We start from the raw sequence: 25,469 nt of genomic DNA on the forward strand, positions 1-25,469 counted from the left end.
AAGCGGGGGACGTGCGTCCCCGTCTTCAGGGGCGTGGGGCTGTATCGATGCGCGGCTCCGCCGCGCGGGCGCGACAAGCCCCCACCGGGTCGCACGAACCCCACAAAGCGGACCCCCGACGCCCCCAAACCCCTTGCCCGAACCAAGCCGACAGCAGGGGTAGGCTCAAAACCCGCCCAACCCCCGGAGGGTCCCGTGAACGTGCGCGACACGCTGCGCAGCCTGCTCGTCAGGCTCTACGCACGCCGGGTGGAAGGCCACCTGGACCACACCCAGGTGCCCAAGCACATCGGCGTGATCATGGACGGCAACCGCCGCTGGGCGAAGGCCGCCGGCTCCACCACGGTCCACGGCCACCGCGCCGGTGCCGAGAAGATCGAGGAGTTCCTCGGCTGGTGCACCGAGACCGATGTCGAGGTCGTCACCCTGTGGCTGCTGTCCACGGACAACTTCGACCGCCCGCAGGACGAGCTGGGCCCCCTCCTCGGCATCATCGAGGACGTCGTCCGCACTCTCGCCGCCGACGGCCGCTGGCGGGTGCACCACGTCGGCAACCTCGACCTGCTGCCGTCCGGGATGCAGCGCACCCTCAAGACGGCCGAGGAGACCACCGCCCACGTCGACGGAATAGTGGTCAACGTCGCCATCGGCTACGGCGGACGCCAGGAGATCGCCGACGCCGTGCGCTCCATGCTCCTCGACGCCCAGGACAAGGGCGTGTCGATGGAGGACCTCGCCGAGTCCGTCGACATCGACATGATCGGCCGTCATCTCTACACCGGTGCCCAGCCCGACCCGGACCTGGTGATCCGCACCAGCGGCGAGCAGCGGCTGTCCGGATTCATGCTGTGGCAGACCGCGCATTCGGAGTACTACTTCTGCGAGGTCTTCTGGCCCGCCTTCCGCAAGGTCGACTTCCTGCGCGCGCTGCGCGACTACGCGGCACGTCACCGCCGTTACGGCGGCTGAGCGGCCTCGAACACCCCGCCGGTCACCACTGCGGCGGGGTGTTCGGTTCATCCCGGTTGGGGCGCAGGTAACAAGGAGTTCACCGGGGCGCTGTTGGCCGCTTTTGCATGGCGGTGCATGTTCGAGGGCATAAGCCAAGCAGGTCGACGCCCGAACCACGGGCGTCGGATCTCAGCGGGCGGCACGGGGCCGTCCGCCCGGGAGGCCCTTTGCACCAGCCCGACCGTGCCGTCACTGCACGGAAGCAGCCGCGGAGGTCCGGTGTCCGGCCCGCCGTTCGCGGGGGCCAGGGACCGGTCGCAATGCTCCCTCCCTCCCGGCCCGGCTTCCACTTCGTCGCTCCCCGACCTCATCCGAGGGGGTACGTCCTTCCGTGGTGACCAGCACAAAGCGCCACAAGCCAGACCGGCGCACGTATGTTCTCGACACCAGCGTCCTGCTGGCCGACCCGAACGCCCTGACCCGCTTCGACGAGCACGAGGTCGTGCTCCCCATCGTCGTGGTCACGGAGCTGGAGGCCAAGCGGCACCATCCCGAACTCGGGTACTTCGCCCGTCAGGCCCTGCGCCTGCTGGACGACTACCGGGTCAAGCATGGTCGCCTCGACGCCCCCATCCCGATCGGGGAGCTGGGCGGAACGATCCGTGTCGAGCTCAACCACTCGGACCCCAGCGTGCTGCCCACCGGCTACCGCATGGGGGACAACGACTCCCGCATCCTCGCGGTGGCCCGCAACCTGCAGGCCGAGGGGTTCGACGTCACCGTCGTGTCGAAGGACCTGCCGCTCAGGATCAAGGCCTCCTCCGTCGGCCTGCTGGCCGAGGAGTACCGCGCCGAACTCGCCATCACGGAGAACTCCGGCTGGACCGGAATGTCCGAACTGACGCTCTCCGGCGAGCAGGTGGACATCCTCTTCGAGGAAGGGCACGTGTACGTCCCGGAGGTCTCCGACCTCCCCGTGCACACCGGCCTGACCATCCAGTCCGAGCGCGGCAAGGCGCTCGGCCGGATCTCCGCCGAGGGCGACGTCCGTCTGGTCCGCGGCGACCGGGAGGCGTTCGGCATCAAGGGCCGCAGCGCCGAGCAGCGCATCGCGCTAGACCTGCTGCTCGACCCGGACGTCGGCATCGTCTCGATGGGCGGCCGGGCCGGCACCGGCAAGTCGGCGCTCGCGCTGTGCGCGGGTCTGGAGGCGGTCCTGGAGCGCCGCCAGCACCAGAAGGTGATGGTCTTCCGGCCGCTGTACGCGGTGGGCGGGCAGGAGCTGGGCTATCTGCCGGGTAGCGAGGCGGAGAAGATGAGCCCCTGGGCGCAGGCCGTCTTCGACACGCTCTCCGCGGTCACCAGCCGCGATGTCATCGAGGAGGTCACCGCGCGCGGCATGCTGGAGGTCCTGCCCCTGACCCATATCCGGGGCCGCTCCCTGCACGACGCGTTCGTGATCGTCGACGAGGCGCAGTCACTGGAACGGAACGTCCTGCTGACCGTTCTGTCCCGAATCGGCGCGAATTCGCGGGTCGTTCTCACCCATGACGTGGCACAACGGGACAATCTGCGCGTGGGTCGCTACGACGGTGTGGTCGCCGTCGTGGAGAAGCTGAAGGGGCATCCCCTCTTCGCGCACGTGACGTTGACGCGTTCCGAGAGGTCCCAGATTGCGGCGCTTGTGACCGAAATGCTGGAGGACGGTCACATCTGACGTACATCTGACATACGTCCGACGCCCGTTGGCGCCGTCCGGCAAAGGGCAAGAGCTTAGCCGGGCGGCGCCTTCGCGTGTGGCGGTTTCCTGAAATCCCCTGGGGCAAACAAGGTGTGAGCTTTCACACGCAACACAGAATTGCCACCCGGTGTCGGGTTACGGCAGAGTCTCACTCCTGTCAGGCCCCGCATACGACACACCTGTACCCCCAGCGGTACGGCACCACAGAAGCACCGCCTTCAACTCCATAGAGTCGTCGTATGCCGCCCGAGCACCACGCGGCGCTCCCCTCGCGGGAGTTGCCCACCGGGCCCGCGCTTCCCGTGACCCCGCAGTTGGGAGGCCAGTGCCAGGGGCACGATTGCGTCCGCCAGGGTCACCGAAGCGGGCGATGCTGGAAGGAAACCGTGTGAGCCGGATTTCGGTCCGGGGATTCGCAGTGGCCTCGGCCACCGCGGTCACCGCCGTCGGAAGCGTCGTCGGCGTTGCCTCGGGTAGCGTCGCGCAGAACAACAACGACGCCGAGGCGACGGCAGCCGACACCACGCTCCTCGCGGACATACCCGCGGGTCAGCAGGCCCAGGTGCAGACCGCGTCCCTGACGCAGCAGGCCGACGCGCAGGCGATCGCCGCGGACGCGAGCGCCAAGAAGGACGCCGAGGCAGCCGCCCGCAAGGCCGCCGCCGAGACCGCTGTCGCGAAGAAGGCGGCCGCCGAGAAGGCGGAGAAGGAAGCCAAGGCCCGCGCGGAGGCGCAGAAGGCGACCACCCGGTCGACCCGCGACTCCTCCAGCTTCCCCGTGCAGAGCAGCTACTCCGTCGCGCAGATCCAGGCGATGGCGCGCCAGATGGTGGCGAGCGGCCAGTTCCAGTGCTTCAGCAACATCGTGGACCACGAGTCCAGCTGGAACTACCGAGCCGTCAACGCCTCCTCCGGTGCCTACGGCCTCTTCCAGGCCCTGCCCGGCTCCAAGATGTCGTCCGTCGGCGCCGACTGGCAGACCAACCCGGCCACGCAGATCAAGTGGGGCCTCAACTACATGAACAGCCGGTACGGCAGCCCCTGTGAGGCCTGGTCGTTCTGGCAGGCCAACCACTGGTATTAGGCCGTCCGGCTCTTGCTCAACCCTGCGCAGCCCCTCCCCGTCCTAAGGGGAGGGGCTTTCGCGCTGTACGGTCGTACCCGAACGACTCCAGGGGGGAGTGGTGGCGGACACCCGGGACGCGGGGGAAGAGGACGGATCATGTCGCGAGTGCCAGGGTGGCTCGGCCGGCTCGGCGCAGGGCTGACCGAGATGAGCGAGCGGCTGGACGAGCGCCGCGCCGAGGTGGAGCAGGACACCGTCCCCGAACCCGCCCTCGCCGAGCGGGCCCCCGACCCGGTGGTGCCCGCGCCCCGGGCCGCCGCTCCGGCCGGTCCCCGCCCCGACCCGGCCGAGGCCGTGCCCTGGGGCGTGCGCGTGGCGGCCGAGGCCGGCTGGCGGCTGCTGGTCCTCGCCGGCACCGTGTGGGTCCTCATGCGGGTCATCAGCGCCGTACAACTGGTGGTCTTCGCCTTCGTCATCGCCCTGCTGATCACCGCCCTGCTCCAGCCGACGGTTGCCCGGCTCAGGCGCCGCGGGGTGCCGCGCGGTCCTGCCACCGCGATGACCGCCATCCTCGGCTTCGTCATCATGGGCCTGATGGGCTGGTTCGTGACCTGGCAGGTCATGGAGAACATCGACACCCTCTCCACCCAGATCCAGAGCGGCATCGACGACCTGCGCAACTGGCTGCTGAAGAGCCCCTTCCACGTCACCGACAAGCAGATCAACCAGATCGCCAAGAACCTCCGCGAGGCGATCGGCGCCAACGCCGACCAGATAACGTCGGCCGGCCTGGAGGGCGTCCAGGTCATCGTCGAGGCCCTGACCGGCATCCTGCTGGTGTTCTTCTCGACGCTGTTCCTGCTCTACGACGGCGAGCGCATCTGGCAGTGGTTCCTCAAGCTGGTGCCCGCCGCCGCCCGCCCGGGCGTGGCCGGCGCCGGCCCGCGCGCCTGGCGCACCCTGACGGCCTACGTCCGCGGCACGGTCCTGGTCGCCCTCATCGACGCCATCTTCATCGGCATCGGCATCTACTTCCTGAACGTGCCGATGGCCGTCCCGCTGGCCGTCTTCATCTTCCTGTTCTCGTTCATCCCGCTCGTGGGCGCCGTCGCCTCCGGCGCGCTGGCGGTGATCGTGGCGCTGGTGACCCAGGGCGTCTTCGCAGCCGTCATGACCCTCGCCGTGGTCCTCGCCGTCCAGCAGATCGAGGGCCACGTCCTGCAGCCGTTCATCCTGGGCCGCGCGGTCCGCGTCCACCCGCTCGCGGTGGTCCTCACGGTGGCGACCGGCGGCATGGTGGCGGGCATCGGCGGCGCGGTGGTGGCCGTACCGCTGGTGGCGGTGACGAACACGGTGGTCGGCTATCTACGGCAGTATTCGCGGGAAGTCCAGCTTCAATCAGCCGGTCTGCCGCTTGAGGACGAGGCCGTTCAGGCCGACGGTGGGTCCGGGGGCGCGGTCCCCGTGGAGGCCCACGCACACGTGGAAGACCCCGCCCACGAAGTGTGAGCGGGGTCCCCGAAAGCCGCGGCCGAACTACTCGGCCAGAACCGCTTCCGCGTCCAGCGTGACGCCGACCGCCTGAATCACAGAGGCGATCTTGAACGCCTCCTGGACCACCTCACGGTCGACCCCGGCCTTGCGCAGCACCTGCTCGTGCGAGTCCAGGCACAGTCCGCAGCCGTTGATCGCGGAGACCGCGAACGACCACAGCTCGAAGTCGACCTTCTCCACGCCCGGGTTGCCGATGACGTTCATCCGCAGACCCGCGCGCAGGGTGCCGTACTCGTGGTCGGACAGCAGGTGACGCGTCCGGTAGAAGACGTTGTTCATCGCCATGACGGCGGCCGCGGACTTGGCCGCGGTGTACGCCTCCGGCGTGAGGTTCGCCTTCGCCTCCGGCTCCAGCTCACGCAGGACGATGGGGGAGCGGGAGGCGATGGCGGTCGCCAGCACCGTGCCCCACAGCTGCTGCGCGGGCAGGTCGGAGTTGCCGATGACCGAGCCCAGGTTGAGCTTCAGGTCCTTGGCGTAGTCCGGTACACGGGACTTCAGCGAGTCGAGCGACATGGGTCACTCACCGGCCAGCAGCGCGACCGGGTCCAGCGTCTCGTCGCCCTTGCTCCAGTTGCACGGGCACAGCTCGTCCGTCTGGAGGGCGTCCAGGACCCGCAGGACCTCCTTGGGGTTACGGCCGACGGAGCCGGCGGTCACCATGGAGAACTGGATCTCGTTGTTCTGGTCGACGATGAAGACGGCACGCTTGGCGAAGCCGTCCTCGCCCTCGATGCCCAGGTCGCGCATCAGCTCGTGCTTGGAGTCGGCCATCATCGGGAACGGCAGGTCGCGCAGGTCGTCGTGATCCTTGCGCCAGGCGTGGTGGACGAACTCGGAGTCACCGGAGAAGCCGAGGACCTGGGCGTCACGGTCGGCGAACTCGTCGTTCAGCTTGCCGAAGGCCGCGATCTCGGTCGGGCACACGAAGGTGAAGTCCTTGGGCCACGCAAAGACGATCTTCCACTTGCCCTCGTAGGTCTTGTGGTTGATCGTGTCGAACTCCTTGCCCTTCTCCAGCGAGACGCAGGCGGTCAGTTCGAACTCGGGGAACTTGTCACCGACAGTGAGCACTAGCTCTCCTTGCAGCGAAGAAAAGCCCCTTTTGAGGGCGTTTTCTCGTATGGGTTGGACGCTGTTGATCGTGGCACAGGGTGCATTGATTAGGGAAATAGCTACACTCGGTCGGGTTGATCGGAGGCAGTTATCAGTGACCATCAGTAACGCCAAGCGCAGGCAGCCGAGCCTCGCGCAGCTGCGTGCCTTCGCCGCCGTGGCCGAGTATCTGCACTTCCGGGACGCGGCGGCCGCCATCGGGATGAGCCAGCCCGCCCTGTCCGGCGCGGTCTCGGCGCTGGAGGAGACCCTGGGCGTGACCCTCCTCGAGCGTACGACCCGCAAGGTGCTGCTCTCGCCCGCCGGCGAGCGGCTGGCCGTACGGGCGAAGGCGGTGCTGGACGAGGTCGGGGCGCTGCTGCAGGAGGCCGAGGCGGTCCGGGCTCCGTTCACCGGGGTGCTGCGGCTCGGGGTGATCCCGACCGTCGCGCCGTACCTGCTGCCCACCGTGCTGCGGCTGGTGCACGAGCGGTACCCGCAGCTCGACCTCCAGGTGCACGAGGAGCAGACCGCGAACCTCGTCGACGGCCTGAACTCCGGCCGGCTCGACCTGCTGTTGCTGGCCGTCCCGCTCGGTGTGCCCGGGCTCGTGGAGCTCCCGCTGTTCGACGAGGACTTCGTGCTCGTCACCCCGCTGGACCACTGGCTCGGCGGCCGCGAGGGCATCCCGCGCGAGGCCCTGAGGGAACTCAACCTGCTGCTCCTGGACGAGGGTCACTGCCTGCGCGACCAGGCCCTGGACATCTGCCGGGAGGCGGGGCGGGAAATCAAGGGGGCGGGGCGAAGTCCCTCGGCCGAGGGTGGTGGTGGGCGACGGGAGGGCGCGCCGGTCACCACCACGGCCGCCGGGCTCTCCACCCTGGTCCAGCTCGTCGCGGGCGGCCTCGGCTGCACCCTGCTCCCGCGCACGGCCCTCAAGCTGGAGACCACCCGCAGCAGCCAGTTGCTCACCGGCTACTTCGCGGAGCCCGCCCCGAGCCGCCGTATCGCCCTCGCCATGCGCACCGGCGCGGCCCGTGGCGCGGAGTACGAGGAGCTGGCGGCCGCCCTGCGCGAGGCCCTGGGTCCGCTGCCCGTGCGGGTGTGGGACGGCGGCGCCTGAGAACCGGGCACCCCAGTGCTGGAATCGATCAAATGAGCTTCCGGTAAAGCGAGTTGGACGGCACCAACCGTCAACTTCCGCCAGCTGGGGACAGGTGGGAAAGGCCTGGTCGAAATATGCCTACGAACTGATACACATACCCCCTCAGTGCGACGCGTCACGCGTCTGTGCGAAGAGCCAAGGGGAGTGATGTCGGACGTGCGGGACGTCCTGGGCCGTGTCGGCTACGACCGGCTGGCGCACGCCCTCACGGCCTGCGGGCACGCGGAGTTCACCGGAGAGCTGCGGGTGTCCGGCCGGCCCGGCGGCACGTTCCATCTGCGGGACGGACTCGTGGTGGCGGCCGAGAGCCCCGGTGCCCCCGGTCCGGAAGCGCTGCTGCTGCGCACCGACCGCATCGACGCCGAGCGGTGGGCCGAGCTGGTGCGGGAGTCCGACGGAGCGCGCTGGCCGGCCGCGGCGCTGGTCGCCCGCGGCTACGCCGGGGCCGCTCAGCTCAGGGTGGTGTGCGTGATGGCGCTCCACGACGCCGCCTTCGCCATCGTCGCGGGCCGGGTGGACGGCTGCGAACGCATCGTCGGCACCGAGCCGCACGCCCCCGTCACCGTCGGCGAGACCCCGGCCCGGCTGGTGCAGGACGCCGCCCGCAAGCTCGCCGCCCTCGCCACCCTGCCGTTCCCGGTCGGCCCCGACCGGGAACGCCCGCTGCCCGCCGCACCGACGGGCCGCCCGCTCACCGAGCTGCAACAGGACTTGCTCACCCACGCCGACGGCCGTCGCACCGCACGTGACCTGGCCTTCTGTGTCGGCCGGGGCGTCTACACCGTCACGGTGGAGGTCGCGCGGATGCTCGCCGAGGGGTTCCTGGAGTGCGCCGGCACACCCGCGGAGATCCCGGTCCGGCTGCCCCCGGAGGTACAGGCCGTACGGCACCGCGACCCATCGCCCGAGCCACCCCCCGCGCCCACCGTCCTGCCGCGCCGCGAGCCCGGCGCCAGCGGCATCACCGAAGCCCTCGCCCCGCCCAAGAGCGGGACGAGCTGGAAAGGGTTCTTCCGGCTGCGGCACACAACCGCCGAGTGAGAGGGGCGGACGCCCCGCCGCGACGGCTGAACCCGATCGAAGAACAAGGGAGTTCCACCAGATGAATCGTGAAGCGCTGGCGCTGGAGATGCGCGGGCTTCGGGAACGGGTGACCGGCATCACCGACACCGCCGTCGCGGCAGCCGACGGACTGCTCATCGCGGCCGACACCGCCGAGTCGATAGACCCGGAGGGGCTCGCGGCCCTCGCCGCGGCCGGCCTCGGCCTCGCCCGCCGTACCACCCAGGCCACCTCGCGCGGAGTGCTGCGGCAGACGGTGGCCTACGGCAGCCACGGGTGTGCCGCGTTCTACGCCGTCGGCGACACGGCGCTGATGGTCGTGCTCGGTGACGAGGGACTCGACCTGGAGAGCCTGCACCAGGCGACCCGGCCGGCCCTCGACCGCATCGGCTCGATCCTCACCGAGAAGACCACCGAAGGAGTGTGAAGGGATGGCGACGAAGCGTATGACCCCGGGATTCTCCGACCAGGTGATGAGCCTGGTCAAGACGCTCCGCGCGAACGCGCCCGACTGCGTCGCGGCCGGCGTGGTCGACATGTCCACCGGCATGCTGTTGTCGTACGAGACCGTGGACAACCACCCGCCCGAGGTCCTGGACCTGCTGGCCGGGGCCACCCTCGACCTGTTCCAGGGGCGTACGGTCGTGATGATCGAGGACATCTTCAAGGAGCGCCGCGGGGTCTCCAACGACACCCACTTCTTCCAGGAGATCCTCGTCAACAGCGACAACCTCACCCACCTGTTCGTCAGGATGAACGAGCAGCAGGACGTCGTCGCGGTCGTCGTCTGCCGTAAGTCGGTGAACGTCGGCATGCTGCTGGCCCAGGCGCGCAGGGTGGTGCGCGAGCACAGTCTGTGAGGAACCGGACATGGGCCCCTCCCGGTGGGGAAGGGCCCATGCGGCGGGCCGCTACTCGGTGCGCAGGCCCTCCGGGCGCATCAGCCGCCACAGCGGCGGCAGGCTGAGCAGGGTGACCACGAGGACGACCGCCGCGCCGATGCCGCTCATCGTCAGCACGCTCGGCCAGTCGACGCCCACCGTCGCGCCCGTCATCTTCAGCAGCACCGCGCCCAGCGTCAGTCCCACGGCCGAGGCGAGCAGCAGGCCGAGCGCGATCGGGATCGCCGTCTGCCAGAGCACCGACAGGCTCAGGGTGCGCCGCCGGGTGCCGAAGGCCACCAGCGCCGACAGCAGCTTCTGGCGCTCGCGCAGCTGCTCCAGCTGGGACACCAGCAGGCTCGCGCCGATCAGCGCCAGCACGCAGGTGGCACCGACGAGGAGGCCGGTCCGGATGGAGGTGAACTTCGTGGACTTCTCGGTGGACGCCCACACGATCGTGTCGGCCAGCGGGTCGACCTGGGCCGCCGTGTTGCGGACGTACTCGTGCACGTCCGGCACCGACTCGTCGAGCGACAGGTACACCTGACCGCTGACCAGCCCGGCCATCCGGTGCGGCACGGCGGCGGGGGTCATCAGGAAGCCGCTGTTCGTGTTCCCGCCCGGGCCCTTGATGGCGTGGACCTGCCGCAGGCCGCTCGGTACGGGCCAGACGAAGTCCCGGCCCTTGTAGAAGCCGTTGCCCGTCTCGAAGTAGAGCTTGCGGCCGGGCTCGGCGAGCTTGGCCGCGTCGGCGTCCATCTCCTTGTCCCCGCCGCGCGCCACGAAGACGTCCCCGTCGTGGCAGGACGTCAGCCGCGCCACCTCGCGCAGCGCGGCGCAGTCGCCGACGGTCACGCTGGTCGAGGTCTTCGGCCCGTTCTCGTTGTTCCAGCTCCGCTCGCCCACGTCGAGGCCGCCGAGCGCGGTGGCCTTGCGTACGCCCTTGGTGGCGGCGAACTTGTCGGCGACCGTGAGGAACGCTTCGCCCCGCGACATCTGGACCTGCATCTGCGTCTGGTCGACGTTCTGGCCGGTGACCTTGGTGTAGTCGCTCTCGACGCCCGCGAACAGCATCTGCAGGGCGACCGCCCCGGCCACCGCGACCGCGATGCCGTTCACCATGCGGGCCGCCGAACCGCTGTTCAACTGCAGCCGCCGTACCGCCAGTTGCCAGGCGACATCGCCCGAGCCGAGCCGGGCGACCACGGCCTCGACGACCCACGGCAGCAGCGCGGTCACGCCGACGAGCAGCAGCAGGACGCCGCCGATGACCAGGTACTCGTTGAACTCGCCGTTCGCCCGGCCCTGGCCGATCATCGGGGCGAGCATCGCAAGGCCGCCCAGCGGCAGCAGCAGCCGCCACCACAGCCGGCGCCGCGAGGGCTTGGCCGTGCGGACCACGCCGAGCGGCTCGATGACCACCCCGCGCATCGCGAACAGGGTGACCAGCACCGCTGCCGCCGGGACGGTGACGGCGACCAGCAGGGCCAGCGCGGGCGTCGGGTTGAGATAGCTGGGGAACACGCTGACGTCGAAGATCTCGACCGAACCCGCGAGCTGACGGCCCAGCAGGAAGAAGACGGCGCCGAAGACCAGCCCGACCAGGGAACCCGCGAGCGCCTCGCCCGCGGCGATCCGCCGGGTCATCCGGCTGTCGGAGCCGACCAGCCGCAGCGCGGCCAGCCTGCGGTCGCGCCGCTCGCCGCCGAACCGTACGGCCGCGGCGATGAACACGGCGACCGGCATCAGCAGCACCACGAACACGACCAGCACCAGCAGGATCAGCACGGGGTCCGTCTTGTCGGGCGGGCTCGGGTGCGGATGCCCGAACTCGGTGATCCGGGCCGTCTGCCAGCCGTTGATGCGCGGTGCCAGGTTCTTCGCGCCGGCGTAGTAGGCGAGTTCGTGCGAGCCGATGAGCCCGCTCTCGCCGATGGTCCCGACCACCCGGTACGGCAGCCGCTCGCGCAGCAGCTTCCCGTCGGCGGAGTCGAGCAGCCGCTTCAGCGCCGGGGAGACGACCATGTCGCCCGGCGCCGGGTACTTGGCCAGGCCCGGCGCGAGCGGCGCCCGCGGCCCCTCGGGCTCCACCAGACGGCCGCGGACGTCGGAGCCGTGGTAGTTCGAGTTGGCGTCCGAGATCACCAGGGTGTTGGCGGCCTTCGGTTTGTGCTTCTGGTCGTAGGTGTAGTCCATGCGGGCCTCGTCGCGCTGGTGCCGTACCGCCAGGGCGTTCGGTATGGCGGTCGTCAGCAGCAGCAGTGCGACGCCGAGCCCGACACCGACCGCCGTCAGCAGCACGCGGACCCAGCCCTCGCGCCCGCCGGAGAAGGCGAACCGGCCCCCCATGGCCAGATCCCTGGACCACTGGCGAACGTTCATACAGCCCGCTCCATGTCCCGGGACTTCCCGTCGCGCACGACGATCTCGCGGTCGGAGTAGGCGGCCACCCGCGCCTCGTGCGTGACCAGCACCACGGCCGCGTTGGTCGAACGGGCCGCGTCGGTCAGCAGCTCCATCACGCGCTCGCCGTTGAGGGAGTCCAGCGCGCCGGTCGGCTCGTCGGCGAACAGCACCCGGGGCCCGGTGACCAGCGCCCGCGCCACCGCGACGCGCTGTCCCTGACCGCCGGAGACCTCGCCGGGCCGTTTGCCCTTGAGGCCGTCGACCTCAAGACGCTCCATCCAGCCCAGTGCCGCCTTCTCGGCCGCCTTGCGGGAGGTTCCGTTCAGCCGCAGCGGAAGCGCCACGTTCTCCACGCAGGTCAGCTCCGGTACGAGCTGCCCGAACTGGAAGACGAACCCGAACTCGGACCGCCGGAGCGCACTGCGCCGGGCGTCGCTCATCGTCGCGAGTTCCTGCCCGTTGTACGTGATCGAGCCCGAGTCCGGCGGCACGATCCCCGCGAGGCAGTGCAGCAGCGTCGACTTGCCCGAGCCGGAGGGGCCCATGACGGCGACGACCTCGCCGGGGTGGATGGAGAACCCGGCGCCGTCGAGCGCGACGGTCGGCCCGTACGCCTTGCGCAGGTCCTGGGCGATGAGCAGGGAACCAGGAGGGGGAGTCACTTGGCGACCTCCGCACGGAGCTTGTCGAGGCGCGCGGCGGTCAGCTCCAGCCAGCGCAGGTCCGCCTCCAGGTGGAACAGGGCGTGGTCGCAGATCAGCTGGTCCGCGAGGTCGCCCTTGCGCTTGCGGTCGGTCAGGATCCGCATGCTGCGCAGGTGCTCGGAGCGCTGGGTGTCGAGGATGTCGGCCGCGTTCCGGTGGGTCAGCAGCGCCAGGACGACCTTGGTGTAGAGGGTCGACTGGAGGTACTCCTCCGGCTTCTCCGGGGTCGCGAGCCATCGCTCGACGTCCGTGACGCCGGCGTCGGTGATGGCGTACCGCTTGCGCTCGGGCCCGCCGCCCGCCTCGATCCCGTCGACTTCGACGAGGCCGTTCTTCAGCAGCCGGGACATCGTGGAGTAGACCTGGCCGTAGTGCAGCGGCCGGTCGTGACCGAACTTCTCGTCGAAGGCCCGCTTGAGGTCGTAGCCGTGCCGGGGGCCGGACTCCAGGAGCCCTAGAAGGGTGTGACCGATGGACATGGCAGCACTCTACACACGGTGTATACGCACTATGTATACGCTGAGTGTGTAGATCATGGCGTGGGGTGCGGAGGTGCAGGTGGGGGCCGATTGTCATGGTTCCGTAACGACAACCGGCCCGTCCGGCGTCTGAGGACGAGGCCGTTCAGGCCGACGGGGGTTCGGGGGTGGAGCCCCCGGGCGGCCGGCCGCGACGCGGCAGCGGTCCCGCCTCCTTCGGAAGTCGCCCGGCATCGGCCAACGCCTTGCGCAGCAAGAACTCGATCTGCGCGTTGGCCGACCGCAACTCGTCCCCGGCCCACCGCGCCAGTGCCTCGTACACCGACGGGTCCAACCTCAGCAGCACCTGCTTGCGCTGCTGAGGCCGACGCTGGGGAGCTGAGCCCCCGGAGGGATCCGTCACTGGTAGAGCGTCCCGGTGTTGAGTACGGGCTGCGGGGCGCGGTCCCCGCACAGCACCACCATCAGGTTGGACACCATCGCCGCCTTCCGTTCCTCGTCCAGCTCCACGATGTCCCGCTCCGCGATCCGGGCGAGCGCCGCCTCCACCATGCCGACCGCGCCGTCCACGATCTGCCGCCGGGCCGCGACCACCGCACCGGCCTGCTGCCGCTGGAGCATCGCCGAGGCGATTTCCGGAGAGTACGCGAGATGCGTGAAGCGCGACTCGATGATCCGCACTCCGGCCGCCTCCACGCGGGCCTGGAGCTCGACGGCCAGCCGCTCGGTGATCTCCTCGGCGTTGCCGCGCAGCGAGAGGCCGTCCTCCTCGTGGGCGTCGTACGGGTACTCGATGGCGATGTGCCGGACGGCCGTCTCGGTCTGGGTGGCGACGAACTCGGCGTAGTCGTCCACCTCGAACACCGCCTGGGCGGTGTCCTGGACCTTCCAGACCACGACCGCCGCCAGCTCGATCGGGTTGCCGTAGGCGTCGTTGACCTTCAGGACGGCGGTCTCGTGGTTGCGCACCCGGGTGGAGATCCGGGTCCGCGAGGTGAAGGGGTTCACCCAGCGCAGACCGTCCTGCCGGATCGTGCCCCGGTACCGGCCGAAGAGCTGCACGACCCGGGCCTCGCCGGGCGCGACCGTGTTCAGGCCGCGGATCGCGATGATCGCGGCGAGGAAGACGAGGACGCCGCCTGCGGCGAGCCCGCCCTTGGCGCCGGACGCGGTGACCGTGGAGGCGGCGGCGAGCAGGGCGGCGGCGGTGCCGAGCCCGGCCAGGCCGAGGAGCAGGGCGAGCCCGCCCCCGATGCTGTGCGCCTGGAACTCCCGCACGCGTGGCGCGGGCATCTCGGGTATGTCGGCGGTCGCGGATGCGTCATGTACGGACATGGGTGGATCCCCCGTTCTGGTCATGCCTAGCTTTGGTCTAGCTAAGTGATATCACTTTATGCCCGCAGGCAACCCTGGGCCAGTGATATCCGTCGGTTCCTTTGGGGCGGGTGCTGATTGTCACGTCCGTAAAAGAGCGGATCGGACGCCCTTTGTCATATAGACGGGTGTTAGCTTTCGGAGCTGACCCCGAGAGGAAGCGGAGCGTGCAGACCCATGGGACGAGCGGAAGAGAGACGAGCGCGACAGCGCGGCCACCGCGCGGCGCCCAAACGCCGCCGCTCCGCCCCCGCGCCCGGCGCCAAGCCCGCCAAGGGCCGAATACGCCGGCTCTTCACCTGGAAGAAGATGCTCGGCACCTTCCTGGGCCTGTGCCTGCTGGGCATCGGCGGCTTCATCGTGCTGTACCTGGTCGTGGACGTCCCGAAAGGTAACGCCGCCGCCAGGCAGGAGAGCAACGTCTACAAGTACAGCGACGGCACCGTCCTGGCCCGCGTGGGCGAGGTCAACCGCGAGAGCGTGGACCTGGCCAAGGTGCCCAAGGAGGTCCAGCACACCTTCGTCGCGGCGGAGAACAAATCCTTCTACCACGACTCCGGAATCGACGTGAGGGGCCTGGCCCGAGGCCTGTTCAACACGGTGACCGGCCGGGGCACCCAGGGCGGCTCGACGATCACCCAGCAGTACGTCAAGAACTACTACCTGAACCAGGACCAGACGGTCAGCCGCAAGCTCAAGGAGATGGTCATCTCCCTGAAGGTGGACCGCCGTCTGGGCAAGGACGAGATCCTCGCTGGCTACATCAACACCAGCTACTACGGCCGCAACGCCTACGGCATCCAGGCCGCCTCGCAGGCCTACTACCGCAAGGACGCTGCCAAGCTGACCGTCCAGCAGGGCGCCTACCTCGCCGCGCTGCTCCAGGCGCCGAGCCAGTACGACTGGGCGGTCGCCGGTCCCGTGGGCAAGAAGTTGGTCCAGGCACGCTGGAACTACGTCCTGGACAACATGGTCAAGCAGCACTGGCTCGACCCCGCCGACCGGCAGACGATGAACTTCAGGAAGGACGCGCTCCCCAAGGACCCCAAGGGCACGCCCGGTGAAGAGGGCCAGAAGGGCTACCTGGTCAAGCTCGCGAACCAGCAGCTCGAACAGCAGCTCATGAAGCAGCAGGGGATGACGCAGGCCGAGGCGGAGAACGCGGTCGTGGACCGCGGCTGGACCATCACCCTGAACATCGACAAGAAGAAGCAGGCCGCGCTGGAGAAGGCGGTCAAGTCGCAGCTGACCAGCAAGCTGGACAAGAAGAAGCGCAAGGTCGACGGCAACATCCAGGCCGGCGCCGTCTCGGTGAACCCCAAGACCGGCAAGATCGTCGCCATGTACGGCGGTCAGGACTACTTCAAGCACTACTACAGCAACGCGACGCGCCGCGACTACCAGCCCGCCTCGACGTTCAAGCCGGTCATCCTCGCCGCCGCACTGGAGAACAACGCCACCACGCAGACCGGCAAGCAGATCACCGCGAACACCGTCTACGACGGCACCAGCGGCCGCCAGGTCGTCGACCACGGCAGCAAGGTCGGCTTCGGCCCGCCGAACGAGGACCACGTCAACTACGGACCCATCACCGTGCAGCAGGCGATGAACCAGTCCGTCAACTCGGTCTTCGCCCAGATGGGTGTCGACGTGGGCATGACCAAGGTGATGGACACGGCCAAGCAGCTCGGCATGGACACCGACGGCATGCAGGCGGTGCCCGCGCAGACGCTGGGCTCGATGGGGGCCAGCCCGCTGGAGATGGCCGGCATCTACGCCACGTTCGACAACCACGGCTACAAGGTGACGCCGGGCATCCTCAAGTCGGCTGAGCAGAAGGGCCGTTCGGTCAACATCCCCGACCCGCTCGGCAGCCAGGTCATCAGCCGCACGGCCGCCGACACGGTGACCTCCGTGCTGACGGGCGTGGTCGACGACGGTACGGCCAAGAAGAACGTGGCGAACAACCCGCTGCGCAACGGCCAGCAGGTGGCGGGCAAGACCGGTACCTCCGACGAGAACAAGTCCGCCTGGTTCACCGGCTACACGCCCGACCTGGTCACCTCCGTCGGCCTGTTCGGCGAGGACAACAAGACCAAGGCCCACGTGTCCATGATGGGCGCCACCGGTCAGCTGCCGTACCCCGGCCGCGTCAACGGCGGCACCTATCCCGCGCAGATCTGGGCGGCATACACCTTCGGCGTCACGAACGAGGCCAAGTTCGACCTGAACACCACCCAGGGCGCGGCCGTCCAGCCGACGGACACGCCGACCGTCAGCCAGACCCCCTCCCAGACCCCGTCCAACACCCCGAGCAGTGCTCCGCCGACGTCCACGACCCCGTCCACGACGCCGACGGAGACGCAGACGCCGACCCAGACGCCGACCACCGGCGCCCCGACCACGGGGACCCCGACCACCGGGGTCCCGACCACCGGGACGCCGACGGGCGACGCCGCGGGCGGCCCGCTCGGCAACGGCGGGACCGGCGGCCAGTAGGTCCGCGCAAGCAAAGGGCGCCCGGGGACTCCCCGGGCGCCCTTCGTCGTCCTCAGACCCGGTTCAGCTCGAACCAGACCACCTTGCCGGTGCTCAGCCGGGTCGCACCCCACCGCCGGGCCAGCCGGTTGACCAGGTACAGCCCGCGGCCGCCCTCGTCCGTGGCCCGGGCCTGGCGCAGCCGCGGCAGCTGGGGCACGTCGTCGCCGACTTCGCAGCGCAGCACGTCCGTGCGCAGCAGACGGAGCGTGACCGGCCGGGAGGTGTAGCGCACGGCGTTCGTGACCACCTCGCTGACCAGCAGCTCCACCGAGTCCGTCAGCTCCTCCAGGTCCCAGCGGGCCAGCGCGCGACGGGCCAGCCGACGGGCCTGGCCGGGGGCCGTCTCCTCCGGATCCAGGGTCCAGTACGCCACATCGCTCGGCGCGATCCCGTCGAAGCGGGCCGCGAGCAGCGCGATGTCGTCGTCCCGGTCGCCGGGGCCGAGCATGTCCAGCACCTCGTCGCACAGGGCCTCGAGCGGCGGCGGATGGTCCGGGCCGGTCAACTGCGCGGTCGCGGCGAGCCGTTCGCGCAGTTGCTCTATGCCGGTCCACACGTCCCGCAGCCGGGACTCCACCAGGCCGTCGGTGTACAGCAGCAGCGTGGCCCCGGCCGGCGCGTCCAGCTCGACCGCTTCGAAGTCCACCCCGCCGACGCCGATCGGCGCGCCCGGCGGCACCCTGAGCACCTCCGCACGGCCGCCCAGGTGCAGCAGAACGGGCGGCGGATGGCCGGCGTTGGCGATGGTGATGCGGTGCGTGACCGGGTCGTAGACGGCGTACAGGCAGGTCGCCATGCGGTCGGTGCCCAGCCGCTGGGCCTGCTCGTCCAGGTGGTGCAGCACCTCCTGCGGGGGCAGGTCGAGCCCGGCCAGGGTCTGGGCCGTGGTGCGCAGCTGCCCCATGATCGCCGCCGACGTCATGGAGTGCCCCATGACGTCACCGACCACCAGCGCGACCCGGCTGCCGGGCAGCGGGATCGCGTCGTACCAGTCGCCGCCCACCCGCGCGGTCTCCGCGGCCGGCAGATAGCGCGAGGCCAGCCGCACCCCGGTCGGGCGGGGCAGGGTCTCGGGCAGCATGGTGCGCTGCAGCTCGTCGGCGATGTAGGCCTCCCGGCCGTACAGCACCGCCTTGTCGATGCCGAGCGCGCTGTGCGTGGCGAGCTGGGCGGCCACCAGCAGGTCGTCCGCCTCGAACGCCAGCCGCTCGGGACGGCGCAGGAACAGCGCCGCGCCGATCACCCGGCGCCGGCCGCGCAGCGGCGCGAGGATCGCGTGCTGCCCGCCCGGTACGACCGCCTCGCCGCCCTCGCCGAGCAGCTCGGGCAGCGCGGCCCGGGCGGCGGGCGCGTCGGCGAACACCGGCCGCACCCCGCGCAGCACCTCGTTCAGGGCGCCGCCCGGGCGCACCTCGCACAGCTCGGTCGTCAGCGACGACAGCTCCGAGAGGGCCGACGGCTCGGGCTCCGGCTCAGGGAACGGCGGGAGCAGCAGGCCCTCGGTGTCCCGCTCGTCCGGTATCCGGTCGGTGCGGCGCAGCCGCAGCACCACCGGGCCGGTGGGCCGCTCGTCACCGACCGGCAGCGGGTCGCGCAGATAGACCAGGATCGCGTCCGAGAACGTGGGCACGGTGGCGCGGCACAGCCCCATCACGATCTCGTCCAGATCGATACCGCGGGCGATCCGCCGGGTCGCCGCGCCCACGAACCTGAGCCGGTCCCCGTCGCGCCGCATCGGCATCGGCCGCCCCGGCGGCAGTCCCCGCCCGGTACGGCGCTCCTGGCTGCCCGGCGCCCGCTCCTCCTCGGCGCCCGGCTGCGGCGGAATGGCTTCCGGCGCGGGACGCGGGCGGTGGGTGTCCGGTTCCGCGGTGACGGGCTGGGAGTGCTCCGGGCCGTTGACTGGGGGCTCCTTCCCCTTGTTCCCCTTGCCGCAGGGCGCGGTCGTCCCCGGGCCGGAGGGCGGTCCGTCCGCCCGGGCCTGGGCCGGTAAGGCCGAGGCGCCGTTCGGCTTGGGGGTACGCAGGAGCGCCCCGCGGGCCTCCGCGGGGTCGGCGCCCGGCTGGGGGCGCTCGTAGGAGGAGGTGGGGTGCTCCGTCACGCGTGTCGAATCCATCCGTCCGGGGCTGCGCGCCGAGTGCGCAGATGGTCCCGCCGAAATCCCGATACCCGGAATACGTGCCCCAGGAACGGAATTCCCGCGTGGTCAGAGGTTGTTCCTGTGCCGCCGGCGAACCCGCCCGGGCCAGGGCAGGCCCCGGTGGTGTTGCCCTCGTACCCCTTGCTCACGTCCTGCCGCCCCTCGGTGACGTCTGGTCAAGCCCGGCGCACGCTCCGGAAGTTACTGTCGCGCCCCCTTGCGGAGGACGATCCTACGGTTGTGGACCGGGGGCGCATCAAGGGTCTCATGAGGACACGTGCGCGGGCGTACGGTCCCAGTCCTCGGGGAGTGACGGTACCGCCCAGGAGGGGTCCGGGCGCCAGTGCTGCCAGCCGTCCGAGAACGGCGGGCTCCAGGCGTCGATCGCCTCCACCGCGGCCCGCCCGGCGGCCAGCACCCGCCCGGCGGTCGCCTCGTCCATCAGCCCGTCCCGCTGGGCCTGCGCGAACTCGTCCTCGTCGCGCCAGTGCCAACTGCGGTCCGGGTGCACCGAGATGTCCAGGAAGTGGTCCACGGAGTCCACACCGCCCGCCCAACGGGCCAGCGGCCGCTCCAGATTGACGTACCAGTTCTTGAAGCGCCAGCCCGGCTCCCAGAACAGCCACACCGACCAGGGCTCACGGGGCCGGGCCAGCTTCAGCACGCCCGTGCCGAACCACCGGTCCCGCTGCACCGAGCGCGGCTTGGTGTAGCGGGTCTCCAGCGGCTCCAGATGGACGGGGGTGCCGTCGGCCAGCACCGGCTTGACGCACTCGGTGCCGGGCGCCATCCACACCGCGAGCAGCTCCTCGTCGTCCCGGACGACGGTGACGGGCCGCGCGATGTGGAAGTGCTCACCGGCGTTCTCCCGGTACCGCCACAGGATCTGGGTCCCGGGGGTCCAGTACGTCGCAGGTCCCGCCGCCACTCGTCTCACCGCTCCGTCGTCCTTCATGCACAGATATTAGGTGCCGCAGGCATACGACGCTGCGGCGGGCGTCACGGTTCAACGGGCCGGCACCACTTGTTACGGGTGCGTCATCCGCAGGACATCCAGCGCCTCGTCCAGCTGCTCCAGGGTGAGGTCGCCGCGCTCCACGTACCCGCTCTCCAGCACGACCTCACGGATGGTCTTCCGCTCGGCCAGGGACTTCTTGGCGACCTTCGCGGCCTCCTCGTAGCCGATGTACTTGTTCAGCGGGGTCACCACGGAGGGCGACGACTCGGCGTACTCGCGGGCCCGTTCGCGGTCGGCGACGATGCCGTCGACGGTGCGGTCGGCCAGCAGCCGCGAGACGCTTGCGAGCAGCCGGACGGACTCGAGGACGTTCTTCGCGATGACCGGGAGCATGACGTTCAGCTCGAAGTTCCCGGAGGCGCCGGCGGTGGCGATGGTCGCGTCGTTGCCGATCACCTGGGCCGCGACCATGAGCACGGCCTCCGGGATCACCGGGTTGACCTTGCCCGGCATGATCGAGGATCCCGGCTGCAGGTCGGGCAGCCGGATCTCGGCGAGCCCGGTGCGCGGCCCGGACGCCATCCACCTCAGGTCGTTGGCGATCTTCGTCAGCCCGACCGCGACGGTCCGCAGCTGCCCGCTGGTCTCCACGATCGCGTCCCGGGCGCCCTGCGCCTCGAAGTGGTCCCGGGCCTCGGTGAGCGGCAGCCCGGTGGCCCGCGCGACCTCCCTGATCACCGCGGCGGAGAACCCGGGCGGCGTGTTGATCCCGGTCCCGACAGCCGTGCCGCCCAGCGGCAGTTCGGCCAGCCGGGGCAGCGAGGCACGCAGCCGCTCGACGCCGTACCGCACCTGGGCCGCGTACCCGCCGAACTCCTGGCCCAGCGTCACCGGCGTCGCGTCCATCAGATGCGTCCGCCCTGACTTCACGACGTCCGCGAACTCCTCGGACTTGCGGGTCAGGGAGTCGGCGAGGTGCTCCAGCGCCGGGATCAGGTCGTGGGTGACGGCGCCTGTGGCGGCGATGTGGATGGACGACGGGAACACGTCGTTGGACGACTGCGAGGCGTTGACGTGGTCGTTCGGGTGCACGTCCCGGCCGAGCCGCTCACCGGCGAGGGTGGCGATCACCTCGTTGGCGTTCATGTTGGACGAGGTCCCGGACCCGGTCTGGAACACGTCGACGGGGAAGTGCTCGTCCCACGTCCCCTCGGCGACCTCTGCGGCCGCCTCCTGGATCGCCTCCGCGACGTCCTTGTCCAGCACCCCCAGCTCGGCGTTCACCTTCGCCGCCGCCGCCTTGATCCGGGCCAGCGCCTCGATGTGCGCCCGCTCGATCCGCTGCCCGGAGACGGGGAAGTTCTCGACGGCACGCTGGGTCTGCGCCCGCCACCTGGCGTGGGCGGGGACCCGGACCTCGCCCATGGAGTCGTGCTCGATGCGGTATTCGCTCATGCCGGTGTCAGCGATCGGGGCGCGGCGGTTGTTCCGGACTGTGAGCCGCACGGGGTGAGGGGTGACCGCGGCCTGCTGCATTGGCACCACCGATGTCACCGGGTCGGGGGACTGCGCCACCGGCCGCCAGGCCGGACATCACGGATAAGTGTGACTATCACCCAAAGGTGACGGGGTGATTTCCCGCCGTCACCACGACTGGCAGGAGGACCAATCGATGAACTTCACTCCGAAGCGCCTGCTCGGCGCCACCGCGGTGGTGTCCATAGGCGCGGCGGCCCTGCTGGGCGCGGGAGCCGGCACCGCCGGCGCCGCCGGCAGAGCCTACTGCGACCGCGCCGAACGGCCCGTCTGGAGCGGCGATCCCAGCCGCAACATGACCGGCCACGGCTGCAGCATGCCGTCCAACGGGCGCCGCTGGTACACCGTCGAGATCGACACCCTCGTGGAGCCCCATCACAAGACGGAGCATCTGAACGGACCGGTCGACCGGACCGAGACGCTGCACGACAGAACCGTCCGGTGCATGGGCTACACCACCAGCGGCGACACGGTGAACTGGTTCGGCTGCGTACCCCACTGACACGTGGGCCGAGGCCAGGGCTTCTTCCGGATCGGGCCGGCGCCGGGCGGCCGCGTCCCCTGCGGGATTCGCCGGCCGCCCGGCCGGATCCGGAAGAGACCCGGCCCGCCGATCAGGCCAGCCCCGGCCCCCGCACCGGAATCGAGGTGAATGTCGGCTGGGGCGCGGGGTCCTGGAAGAAGTCGTTGCCCTTGTCGTCCACGACGATGAACGCCGGGAAGTCCTCGACCTCGATCTTCCAGACGGCCTCCATGCCCAGCTCCTCGTACTCGAGGACCTCGACCTTCTTGATGCAGTCCTGGGCGAGCCGGGCCGCCGGGCCGCCGATCGAGCCGAGGTAGAAGCCGCCGTGCGTGCCACAGGCGTCGGTGACCTGCTTGCTGCGGTTGCCCTTGGCGAGCATCACCTTGGAGCCGCCCGCCGCCTGGAACTGCTCGACGTAGGAGTCCATACGGCCGGCCGTGGTCGGGCCGAAGGACCCGGACGCGTAACCCTCGGGGGTCTTGGCGGGGCCCGCGTAGTAGACCGGGTGGTCCTTCAGGTACTGCGGCATCTCCTCGCCCGCGTCCAGACGTTCCTTGATCTTGGCGTGCGCGATGTCGCGGGCCACGACCAGCGGGCCGGTCAGGGACAGCCGGGTCTTGACCGGGTACTTGGTCAGCTCGGCGAGGATCGTGTCCATCGGCTGGTTGAGGTCGATCTCGACCACGTCGGAGGCTTCGTCGAGGTGCTCGTCCGTGGTCTCCGGCAGGAAGCGCGCCGGGTCCGTCTCCAGCTGCTCCAGGAACACGCCCTCGGCGGTGATCTTGGCGACGGCCTGGCGGTCGGCCGAGCAGGAGACGGCGATCGCGACCGGGCAGGAGGCGCCGTGGCGGGGCAGGCGGACGACCCGGACGTCGTGGCAGAAGTACTTGCCGCCGAACTGCGCGCCGATGCCGATCCTCTGCGTCAGCTCGAAGACCTTCTGCTCCAGCTCCTTGTCCCGGAAGCCGTGGCCCAGCTCCGAGCCCTCGGCCGGGATCTCGTCCAGGTAGTGCGCGGACGCGTACTTCGCGGTCTTCAGCGCGTACTCGGCGCTCGTACCGCCGACGACGATCGCCAGGTGGTACGGCGGGCAGGCGGCCGTACCGAGCGAGCGGATCTTCTCCTCCAGGAACTTCATCATGGAGGCCTCGTTCAGGACGGCCTTCGTCTCCTGGTACAGGAAGGACTTGTTGGCCGAGCCGCCGCCCTTCGCCATGAACAGGAACTTGTAGGCGCCGCCGTCCGTCGCGTACAGCTCGATCTGGGCCGGCAGGTTGGAGCCGGTGTTCTTCTCCTCCCACATGGTGAGCGGAGCCATCTGCGAGTAGCGCAGGTTCAGCTTGGTGTAGGCGTCGTGGATGCCGTGCGACAGGTGCTTCTCGTCCCCGCCTTCGGTGAGGACGTTCTGGCCGCGCTTGCCCATGACGATCGCCGTGCCGGTGTCCTGGCACATCGGCAGCACGCCCGCCGCCGCGATGTTCGCGTTCTTCAGCAGGTCGAGCGCGACGAACTTGTCGTTGCTCGACGCCTCCGGGTCGTCGATGATGCGGCGCAGCTGCGCCAGGTGGGCCGGGCGCAGGTAGTGCTGGATGTCGTGAATGGCCTCCGCGGCCAGCTTGCGCAGCGCCTCCGGCTCCACCTTGAGGAACGTCCGCCCGTCCGGTCCCTCGACGGTGGACACGCCCTCCGAGGTCACCAGCCGGTACGGGGTGGTGTCCTCGCCCTGGGGGAGCAGATCGGTGTATGCGAACGCTGGGCGGGTTGGGGGGGAACTACTCGGCATCTCAGCCCATTCCTCACTCTGACGGACGGCCGCCCGCCGACGCTGGCGGGCCTCACCAGCGTAGAACCTGCCACCGACACGGAACCTGTGAGGTAAGGCTCAGTTCCCGGACACGCGGCTCGCCGCGCCCCCTAGTCGCGATCTATCGCGTTTCGGTACGCTGCTGTCGTGGACCTTCACAAGCACGCCCAGCCCCAGGACAGCGCGCCGAGCTTGTCCGAACTGCGCGCCTCGGACGCCGACCGTGACCGGGTCGCCGACATCCTCCGCGAGGCCCTGGCCGAGGGCCGCCTGACCGCGGACGAGCACGCCGAGCGCGTGGACGGGGTGCTGAACGCCAGGACGGTCGGCGAGCTGGAGGTCTTCATCCGCGACCTCCCGGCCGCCCACCAGCAGCCCGCGCCCCCCGCCTACACGCCCGTCCCGCCGCGCCCCACACCCGGCGCGATCCCCGCCGAGGCCGACGCCAACGTGGTGGCCGTCTTCAGCAGCGCGGTGCGCCGGGGCCGCTGGCGCGCGGGCCGCCGGCTGCACGCGTACTCGGTCTTCGGCTCGGTCGAGATCGACCTGAGCGCGGCGATCTTCGAGTACCAGCAGGTCGTGATCAAGGCCGTCTCGGTCTTCGGTGACGTCCAGATCCGCGTCCCGGAGAACGTCTCGCTGCGCGGCACGGGCGGCGGTGTACTGGGCAACTTCGAGGTGGACACCCTGGATTCGGTCGAGTCCGACGCGCCCGTGGTCTACGTCGACGGGTGGGCCGTGCTCGGCAACGTCGAGGCGCGGCCCAAGCGCGGCCGGCGCGTGGCGGACATCCTCGACCGGGTCCAGGACAAGGTCGACAGGAAGCTGCGCAAACACCTGGACCGTTGACGGTCGCGAATCCGCCGGTGACCGGGGGGCCGCGGTCCCGCCGCGGAGGATGCCCGGGGGTGTGAACAAGCCGCCGCGCGCCTGCGGTTGGGAACGCTGTGCATAGGCGCGCGCACAGCGGGTAGGCCTTGCTGCATCGTCGCTCACTCGCGAAGCCGTCGTCAGGAGTAGACCGTGCTGCAACCGCCGCATTCGTCCCTGCAGGTCGCTGCCGTTCCGGCCCAGCGGGTGCCCGCGCGCGACAGGGACCAAGACGCACCCTGGCACACCGAGGCGGTGTGCCGGCGGGACGAGGCCGGCCTCTTCTTCGCCCCGTCCAAGGAGCCGACGGCGGCCCGACTGTCCCGCGAGGAGGCGGCCAAGCGCGTCTGCGCGCGCTGCCCGGTCATGGTCGAGTGCCGCGAACACGCCCTCCTCCAGCCCGAACCGTACGGCGTCTGGGGCGGCCTGACGGCGGCGGAACGCCGAGTGGTCCTGGCCAGGCGCCGCAGGCGCGAGGTGGAACTGAAGAAGGCCGCGCGGGCGACGGCGAACCGCATAGCGGGCTAGTGCCCCGACAGGCAACGTTCGCCCCGTCGCGACGCCCGGCACGCACTCTCGCCGCACCGGCCGAAAGCCCAAGTACGTCCAGTACGAG

At 70.4% G+C, this 25,469-nt stretch carries 23 protein-coding genes; 12 read left to right on the plus strand and 11 right to left on the minus strand.

Features of this window, described 5'->3' with window-relative positions:
* Positions 1 to 195: 195 nt before the first annotated feature.
* The 4 genes from ACWC5O_RS39300 to ACWC5O_RS39315 all read left to right on the plus strand — a co-directional run bounded on the left by ACWC5O_RS39300 (position 196) and on the right by ACWC5O_RS39315 (position 5,267).
* Entirely contained in the window at positions 196 to 969 is a 774-nt protein-coding gene (locus tag ACWC5O_RS39300) for an isoprenyl transferase (RefSeq protein WP_450583749.1), read from the plus strand.
* A gap of 373 nt (positions 970 to 1,342) precedes the next feature.
* Positions 1,343 to 2,668 (plus strand): PhoH family protein, encoded by a 1,326-nt coding sequence (locus ACWC5O_RS39305; protein WP_450583747.1) that lies wholly within the window; start codon positions 1,343 to 1,345, stop codon positions 2,666 to 2,668.
* A 412-nt stretch (positions 2,669 to 3,080) separates the two neighbouring features.
* A complete protein-coding gene (locus ACWC5O_RS39310) occupies positions 3,081 to 3,776 on the plus strand; it encodes an aggregation-promoting factor C-terminal-like domain-containing protein (RefSeq protein WP_450583745.1) in 696 nt (231 codons plus the stop codon).
* Between the two features lie 138 nt (positions 3,777 to 3,914).
* Positions 3,915 to 5,267: an AI-2E family transporter gene (locus tag ACWC5O_RS39315; RefSeq protein ID WP_450583743.1), complete on the plus strand. Its 1,353-nt coding sequence runs from the start codon at positions 3,915 to 3,917 to the stop codon at positions 5,265 to 5,267.
* A 27-nt stretch (positions 5,268 to 5,294) separates the two neighbouring features.
* Here ACWC5O_RS39315 and ACWC5O_RS39320 read toward each other — a convergent pair whose 3' ends face one another.
* Complete coding sequence (locus tag ACWC5O_RS39320; protein WP_450583742.1) at positions 5,295 to 5,828, minus strand: alkyl hydroperoxide reductase; 534 nt, start codon at positions 5,826 to 5,828, stop codon at positions 5,295 to 5,297.
* A 3-nt stretch (positions 5,829 to 5,831) separates the two neighbouring features.
* Entirely contained in the window at positions 5,832 to 6,386 is a 555-nt protein-coding gene (locus tag ACWC5O_RS39325) for a peroxiredoxin (protein ID WP_097252652.1), read from the minus strand.
* A gap of 136 nt (positions 6,387 to 6,522) precedes the next feature.
* On the opposite strand from ACWC5O_RS39325, the gene ACWC5O_RS39330 reads away from it, so the two are divergent.
* From ACWC5O_RS39330 to ACWC5O_RS39345, 4 genes are all read left to right on the plus strand, one after another.
* The gene (locus tag ACWC5O_RS39330) at positions 6,523 to 7,530 is read left to right on the plus strand and encodes a hydrogen peroxide-inducible genes activator (RefSeq protein ID WP_450583740.1); all 1,008 of its coding nucleotides are present in this window, start codon (positions 6,523 to 6,525) and stop codon (positions 7,528 to 7,530) included.
* 189 nt (positions 7,531 to 7,719) lie between these two features.
* Positions 7,720 to 8,613: a MarR family transcriptional regulator gene (locus tag ACWC5O_RS39335; protein WP_450583738.1), complete on the plus strand. Its 894-nt coding sequence runs from the start codon at positions 7,720 to 7,722 to the stop codon at positions 8,611 to 8,613.
* A gap of 61 nt (positions 8,614 to 8,674) precedes the next feature.
* Positions 8,675 to 9,061, plus strand: a complete 387-nt coding sequence (locus ACWC5O_RS39340; RefSeq protein WP_450583737.1) for a roadblock/LC7 domain-containing protein — start codon at positions 8,675 to 8,677, stop codon at positions 9,059 to 9,061.
* A 4-nt stretch (positions 9,062 to 9,065) separates the two neighbouring features.
* Positions 9,066 to 9,494, plus strand: coding sequence for a hypothetical protein (locus tag ACWC5O_RS39345; protein WP_450583735.1), 429 nt, complete (start codon positions 9,066 to 9,068; stop codon positions 9,492 to 9,494).
* Between the two features lie 51 nt (positions 9,495 to 9,545).
* Here ACWC5O_RS39345 and ACWC5O_RS39350 read toward each other — a convergent pair whose 3' ends face one another.
* From ACWC5O_RS39350 to ACWC5O_RS39370, 5 genes are all read right to left on the minus strand, one after another.
* Positions 9,546 to 11,897, minus strand: a complete 2,352-nt coding sequence (locus tag ACWC5O_RS39350; RefSeq protein WP_450583733.1) for an ABC transporter permease — start codon at positions 11,895 to 11,897, stop codon at positions 9,546 to 9,548.
* Positions 11,894 to 12,583 (minus strand): ABC transporter ATP-binding protein, encoded by a 690-nt coding sequence (locus ACWC5O_RS39355; RefSeq protein WP_450583731.1) that lies wholly within the window; start codon positions 12,581 to 12,583, stop codon positions 11,894 to 11,896. The genes ACWC5O_RS39350 and ACWC5O_RS39355 overlap by 4 nt, the downstream gene beginning before the upstream one ends.
* Positions 12,580 to 13,104, minus strand: a complete 525-nt coding sequence (locus tag ACWC5O_RS39360) for a PadR family transcriptional regulator (protein WP_450583729.1) — start codon at positions 13,102 to 13,104, stop codon at positions 12,580 to 12,582. Before ACWC5O_RS39360 ends, ACWC5O_RS39355 begins: the two co-directional genes overlap by 4 nt.
* A 145-nt stretch (positions 13,105 to 13,249) precedes the next feature.
* Positions 13,250 to 13,507 (minus strand): hypothetical protein, encoded by a 258-nt coding sequence (locus tag ACWC5O_RS39365; protein WP_450583727.1) that lies wholly within the window; start codon positions 13,505 to 13,507, stop codon positions 13,250 to 13,252.
* Positions 13,504 to 14,439 carry an SPFH domain-containing protein gene (locus ACWC5O_RS39370; RefSeq protein WP_450583726.1) on the minus strand — a complete coding sequence of 312 codons (936 nt, stop codon included), beginning with the start codon at positions 14,437 to 14,439 and terminating at the stop codon, positions 13,504 to 13,506. The genes ACWC5O_RS39365 and ACWC5O_RS39370 overlap by 4 nt, the downstream gene beginning before the upstream one ends.
* Before the next feature lie 216 nt (positions 14,440 to 14,655).
* Between ACWC5O_RS39370 and ACWC5O_RS39375 the strand changes: the two genes are divergently transcribed.
* Positions 14,656 to 16,977, plus strand: a complete 2,322-nt coding sequence (locus ACWC5O_RS39375; RefSeq protein ID WP_450583725.1) for a transglycosylase domain-containing protein — start codon at positions 14,656 to 14,658, stop codon at positions 16,975 to 16,977.
* Between the two features lie 52 nt (positions 16,978 to 17,029).
* On the opposite strand, the gene ACWC5O_RS39380 is transcribed toward ACWC5O_RS39375, so the two are convergent.
* The 3 genes from ACWC5O_RS39380 to ACWC5O_RS39390 form a co-directional block, all read right to left on the minus strand.
* Positions 17,030 to 19,120 carry a SpoIIE family protein phosphatase gene (locus ACWC5O_RS39380; RefSeq protein ID WP_450583723.1) on the minus strand — a complete coding sequence of 697 codons (2,091 nt, stop codon included), beginning with the start codon at positions 19,118 to 19,120 and terminating at the stop codon, positions 17,030 to 17,032.
* Between the two features lie 304 nt (positions 19,121 to 19,424).
* Positions 19,425 to 20,114 carry a cytidylyl-2-hydroxypropylphosphonate hydrolase gene (fomD, locus tag ACWC5O_RS39385; RefSeq protein WP_450583722.1) on the minus strand — a complete coding sequence of 230 codons (690 nt, stop codon included), beginning with the start codon at positions 20,112 to 20,114 and terminating at the stop codon, positions 19,425 to 19,427.
* 72 nt (positions 20,115 to 20,186) lie between these two features.
* Entirely contained in the window at positions 20,187 to 21,572 is a 1,386-nt protein-coding gene (locus ACWC5O_RS39390; RefSeq protein WP_450584159.1) for a class II fumarate hydratase, read from the minus strand.
* Between the two features lie 217 nt (positions 21,573 to 21,789).
* Between ACWC5O_RS39390 and ACWC5O_RS39395 the strand changes: the two genes are divergently transcribed.
* Positions 21,790 to 22,155, plus strand: coding sequence for a hypothetical protein (locus tag ACWC5O_RS39395; protein WP_450583720.1), 366 nt, complete (start codon positions 21,790 to 21,792; stop codon positions 22,153 to 22,155).
* A gap of 112 nt (positions 22,156 to 22,267) precedes the next feature.
* Here the strand turns inward: ACWC5O_RS39395 and ACWC5O_RS39400 are convergent, their stop codons facing one another.
* Positions 22,268 to 23,962, minus strand: a complete 1,695-nt coding sequence (locus ACWC5O_RS39400) for a fumarate hydratase (protein ID WP_450583718.1) — start codon at positions 23,960 to 23,962, stop codon at positions 22,268 to 22,270.
* 168 nt (positions 23,963 to 24,130) lie between these two features.
* Here ACWC5O_RS39400 and ACWC5O_RS39405 point away from each other — a divergent pair, with 168 nt between their 5' ends.
* A complete protein-coding gene (locus tag ACWC5O_RS39405; RefSeq protein WP_450583717.1) occupies positions 24,131 to 24,832 on the plus strand; it encodes a DUF1707 SHOCT-like domain-containing protein in 702 nt (233 codons plus the stop codon).
* Between the two features lie 174 nt (positions 24,833 to 25,006).
* A complete protein-coding gene (locus ACWC5O_RS39410) occupies positions 25,007 to 25,381 on the plus strand; it encodes a WhiB family transcriptional regulator (protein ID WP_319147745.1) in 375 nt (124 codons plus the stop codon).
* Positions 25,382 to 25,469 lie beyond the last annotated feature (88 nt).

Source organism: Streptomyces sp. NPDC001450 (assembly GCF_053597295.1).